The 4,919-nt window shown below is 52.4% G+C and carries 4 protein-coding genes; 1 reads left to right on the forward strand and 3 read right to left on the reverse strand.

Translation table 11 applies throughout. From position 1 onward, the window contains the following. Positions 1-105: hypothetical protein (locus IT585_11955; protein ID MCC6963958.1), on the forward strand; the 105-nt coding region annotated here is incomplete at its 5' end. A gap of 146 nt (positions 106-251) precedes the next feature. On the opposite strand, the gene IT585_11960 is transcribed toward IT585_11955, so the two are convergent. The 3 genes from IT585_11960 to IT585_11970 all read right to left on the reverse strand — a co-directional run bounded on the left by IT585_11960 (position 252) and on the right by IT585_11970 (position 4,616). Then, positions 252-1,025, reverse strand: coding sequence for a hypothetical protein (locus IT585_11960; protein MCC6963959.1), 774 nt, complete (start codon positions 1,023-1,025; stop codon positions 252-254). 56 nt (positions 1,026-1,081) lie between these two features. Continuing rightward, on the reverse strand, positions 1,082-3,046 hold the full coding sequence (locus IT585_11965; protein MCC6963960.1) for an AAA family ATPase: 1,965 nt from the start codon (positions 3,044-3,046) through the stop codon (positions 1,082-1,084). Between the two features lie 346 nt (positions 3,047-3,392). Beyond that, a complete protein-coding gene (locus IT585_11970) occupies positions 3,393-4,616 on the reverse strand; it encodes a DUF4263 domain-containing protein (GenBank protein MCC6963961.1) in 1,224 nt (407 codons plus the stop codon). Positions 4,617-4,919 lie beyond the last annotated feature (303 nt).

Here is a 4,919-nt window from a genome sequence, read left to right on the forward strand (position 1 = left end):
CGCTGGAACAAGACGCGGGTGGCGGATGAATTGGGGTTGTCGCGGGTGGGACTGCGGGCGAAGCTGACGCGGTATGGGTTGGAGAGGAAGAACGGGGCGGGTTGAGGCTTCAGTCTGATTGTCGGCCGAAGCGGAGATTCAGTGAGTCAGGTGCCTGCTGACGCTATCGACCCAGAGCGGAAGTTTGCCTATTTAGGAGCAGACGTTCAAAGTTGAAGCTAACCGGCGCAGAAGGCGTCCGCGATGACCAGTTAAATATATGTGACCAGCGCGGTAGGGGATCGGAGCTGCACCCCATAATCAGCTTCAAGCCACTGGCGGTTTGAAGCGGAAAATGTAGATGCAGTACCCGCTGCGACAGCAATGTCGTTCGTGCAGAAGAATGTGTTCCCGTTTGCCACGTGTGCAGCGACGGAATCTGCATCCGCCCACTCCGCGACCGCCTTGGCAATAGCGGTATCTTCGCTTGATGGAGCCTTCGTAAGACCCTCAAACCAGGGCTCAGTAGGAGACGCGTACTTGTTGCCTATTGTCTTGATCAGGGCTATTCCAGCTCCTGCACTCTCAAGGCGTCGGCCCACCTCCCCGAACTTTTTCGCATACTCATGCAACGTAGGATGAAACCATTCGTCTTTCAAGTCAGAGTTCTGAACTCCAGCTACACGCGGGCACCGCATCAACTTGAAGCCTACCGCCAAGGCGTCCGCAAGGTGCGAGCTTAGGTAGGAATTATTTCCTGGGTGTGCGGAGTTATCGGGACCCAAGCTAAACCCAAGCTTGATGGTCCCGTCAGGTAGTTCCTCCTCCGTGACCTTAGCCTTCGGTCGATACGACACAAAGAAGTTTTTGCGATCCGCCCGGACAATTCCTTCTAACGTGAAGACCGTTTCGCAAAGCACACCTCGGATCTTCCCCGACTTCAGAGCGGCATTGATTCTCACGAATGCTGCATATTCAGGATGGTTCGGGAACCTCGAAGGATCAGCGGCAGCCCTCCATACATTGGAATCGAACGTCACAAGCATCGCCTCTCCTTCATGTCTATCGCTGCGATCAGTCGAACCGAAGATTCATTGTGCGCCTATCGCAGTAGAGCATTGAGATGATTGAACGCAGCCTCAAAGCGGTCCTTAGTGGCGCCCGAAACCTGCAGCCAGAGCGTGGCTGCATTTTCCGAGAAATACCGTGCGGGCCTGTAATGGCCAAAAGAGCCAGATTTGAGCGGATTGGCTTCAAGATAGGCTTCGATACTCCGTAACGTGCGTGGCTCTTTGGTGTTCAGAGCTGCCAGATCTAATGGTTTTTTCAATTCCTTTGCATACTCGGCATTGACGAGATTTACGTAGAAATCACGCTCGAACATATCCTCCACATCGGCTTCGTTCTTTCCGACAAAATCCCCGTATGTAATGACCTGTTTCTTCTTGAGCAGCTTCTTCTTGTAGAGGTCTTCGATCAGCGCACGGTCGCTGCTCGGGAAATCGAGCAGCGTGGCGACGTTCATGCCTTTCTGAGGGGCCAACAGTGCGACGAACGCCGGAACCTTGCCGCTGCCACCTACGGGTGTAATCACCCATTCCTCGGATAGGCCCACACGCCCCTCACGCTCAAGCTGGTTGGATACGGCCCAAAGATAGAGCATATCGGCAGGGCCTTCGACTACCAACGAATTAGGACCAATGAACAGCGTCTGCTGAATCTCATAGCCGAGCGCGCCTTGCAACGGAAATAAGCTGTCGTCGGTTGCGTCAAACACATTTGTAAGCACCTTCGTGCCATCCTGATCCTTCGGCAGTTGTTCCTTCGTGTCGACTCCCAAGTCTTGCACGATTCGCACCCGCTCAAATTTTGTCGGGTCGATCATAAAGGGTGAATGGGTGGTGTAAAGAAGCTGGTGGGCCGATAACTCGGCCTCAAAATATCGCAGGAGATCGGCTTGCGCGCGTCCGTGCAATGATAGGCCTGGCTCATCGAGCAATAGGATAACGTTTTGTTTCTGACGTTTCACATCCTCATACCACGCAAGGAACGAGAAGAACCAGACGAAGCCGCGCGATCTGGTGCCGAGCGGCGTGTGTGCCCAATGAACGGTGTCATAGACCTCGCCCCAGACATTGATGCCCTGCCGCATATCCGGCGGGTCTTCAAGTTTAGCGTCACGCACGTCAAAGCGAATCTGGATATGCTGGTTCTGGGACCAGTATTTAATGATCCGCCTAGTTAAGTGATTTCCGGCCCCCTCATGCTTGTTTTTAAGTTCTGTCGTGTTCTTCGCTGCGATAAGCTGGCGATGATCGAGGCGGGCTAGATTGATGAGCCCGATCAGCGGGTAGTCGGAATCCTCAAGGTTTTTGGCATCCTCGCGAGCGATCAGTGCTTGGAGATTTGCCTGCCCCTTCATCTGGTAATACTCGTCGAAATAGAGATATTTTGGAGCGCGCCGCCAGATCAAGGAATTGAAGATGTATGAAGCTAATCCCTTCTCACGGACCTTGGCTACTAACACCTTAACTGCGTTAACGGCTTCGGTGGCTTCCGCAGTGTCCAATGCGGTGGCGAAGGCGTTCCAATCTGCGGCTTCTGTAAGCGTAGCTCTGAGTTCTTCGTTCAGTGCAGTGTTGTTGGCCAGATGCTTCCGGGCGGCAGCTTCATCGACAGACAGATTGAACCTGCTGTTGCTCTTGCCGTAAAAGGTCTCACGCTTGAAGGTCTTGTCCTTGAGAGTCTTAGGACCGAAGACCGATGCAACGGCCTCAACATCCCCGCTTTCAAGCTCATACAGGGCCTCTACGACAACGGCCTCGCCACGGTCTTCGTTCTCGACCGCGAAACGGTAATCTTCGACTTCCCGCTTGGGGTAGTCATAGGTTTCATCGAATATGGCCTGTTCGGTAATGATCGGGTTGGTTCGGTAGAGCGCTGTCAGAAGCGCAGTCTTCCCGGCCTCGTTCTTACCGACAAGGCATGTCACCTGATCGTCAACCTTGACGGGACCTGAATCCCAAATGCTCCTGAACTCGCGTACCCTGAATTCTCTTAGCTTCATCGCGGCCCTCCCAGGTTACCTCACTATGAATGAACCGATACGGTCGTCCGTATATGCTAGATGCGCCCGCTATCGCCAAATCCGTGTCCGTTGTTTCCTGGCCATGCCCACCGATCAAATTAGTTTAGTCATTATGCCATTAAGATGGTTGGCTGCTTATCAGCCTACATCGTGGACGACCGGAGTTGGCCGGGGCTGCCTGATGATGAGAGCAACTTAGCCGAGTGTCTCTGTCCGCCTCTGAGCGGATATTGATTGGACGGAATAGTAGAAGTTCGGCACTTGAATCAATTCAAACCTGGACCCTTTGATTCGATAGAAATCGATCCATGTCAAACTACATCCCTCAACCACCAAGGGCGATAATGGTATTGTTGAGCCGTCGCAGCAAGTCATCGTATGTGATGATGTCCATCATGTTCGCATACTTGCGCTTGATTATCTCGAAGTCCAGCAACTGACTACCAGTCATGTTGGCCCCGCCGATCTGATCGCGTCCAACAATGATAATTGCCTTAGGGTTGGAGATCCGGATCCTCATGCCCGTCGGCAACTCAGCGGCATACCTTTCGGTGAGTTTGTTTTCACCTTTGACGCCCCACTTCGACAAGTGGAAGAGATATTTCTCGGCCTGCATGATGCTGCCGCTCAACTCGGCGGTCGGGATGCTATTGTCACGGTAAAGGCTCTTGCGAAGGATTTTGTCATCGAAAGGTTTCTTGATTTCGATGACGTCGAGATTGCCGTGGGCATCGACTAAGGCTATATCGATGTGACGATTGGTCTTCTTAGCGGGATCGCTGTAGTAGTCGTGGATAGTGATGTTCTCGAGTACCTTGATGTACTTCGGGAACAAAAGGAGCAGGAAGGACAGCATCAACTGCTGCCACTCGCCCTCGGACCAATTCTTCTTGGTCTTCAAGGCATCGTCTATCAGGTCTCGGATCAAGACGTATTTTACAATCTCCTGTCTCTTCAAAGCGCCCAAGTCGAGTTTCGTGATGCTGGCGAGTGACGTCTTCTTGTTGAGATAGCTCTCATAGCGACCCCGTGCATCCTTCATGCCGTCGAGGTACTGAGAAAGAATCGTCTGAACACGGGCATCGGCATAGCGATCAAGTTCATAGGTGTTTGGGAATTTTTTGAGTAGCTCCTCAAATACGCCCCACGGGATTGCGCCAGGGCGTGATCCACCAATCACGATAGGATCGGAGTGTTCTAGAAGCTCTGAGAGCCGAGAAAAAATTGAGACGTTGCGCTCAGCAGCAAAGATCCGCCGCTTGAGTGTCACGTCACGACTTATGAGTAAGTCGTTTTTGATATCGAGGATCCGCGCAGGGATCTTCACATAGCCATCATCAAATGTACCGAATTGAAACCGATACTCGTAATCCTCGAAATCTTGTGTGAGTGTGGGAGGGTTTAGCAAATCTCCAGGTGCGAAATGGAATATTCGGGATATCTGCGCCTCCTTTTTTGTCGTCAGATCATCCCAGACCCATTTATTGGCTCCCCAGTCCTCTTTGTATTCAAGAGCGACACCTGTAGCCGTAATCTGAAAATCAAGCATGCTTCCCTCTGCGCGTATTCAAAGGGGCCAGGCTCATATTTTCACAAGTAGCCGAGCCACAAAACGCCGATAGCATACCCGTTGCACAGCTGATTGTCCGCTTCGAGGCAAAGTGACCAACAACTGCTCCTGGACGGTAGCTGAAGTTCTCGGCCCAAAGTATGAACTTCCGCTTCGGCCGATCCTGAGACGGTCAGTACAATCAGTAACACCCCCGCTCTTGGCCGATAGCTCCAATTCAAGAAAACGCATCGCCGTCCTGCGGAGACTTTTCGTTTCCCCGCTCGCATCTATACCGAAAGC

The sequence above is a fragment of the Candidatus Zixiibacteriota bacterium genome (genome assembly GCA_020853795.1).
GTDB lineage: Bacteria > Zixibacteria > MSB-5A5 > CAIYYT01 > CAIYYT01 > JADJGC01.